Here is a 272-nt window from a genome sequence, read left to right on the forward strand (position 1 = left end):
CCAAAAAAAGCTTAGAACAGGACAATCTTGCAGTTAAAAAAGCAATCTCAACAGTCCAAGTTATAGAAAGTGGAGATTTAACAGCAAGAATTGATGCAAATCCAAGAAACCCTCAATTAGTAGAATTAAAACAGGTCTTAAATAAGTTATTAGATATCATACAAAATAAGATTGGTTCTAATATGAATGAGATTAATAAAATCTTTGATGAGTATAAGCACTTAAATTTTACAAATAAAATTGAAAACGCAAGCGGTATGGTAGAACTAACT

Annotated in this window: 1 pseudogene; it reads left to right on the plus strand. The window is 29.0% G+C overall.

From position 1 onward, the window contains the following. Positions 1–272 (plus strand): annotated as a pseudogene (locus FMM56_RS08710) (methyl-accepting chemotaxis protein); the annotation flags it as partial.

Origin of the sequence: Campylobacter sp. LR264d, assembly GCF_008633895.1 — a bacterium.
Classification (GTDB): Bacteria; Campylobacterota; Campylobacteria; order Campylobacterales; family Campylobacteraceae; genus Campylobacter_D.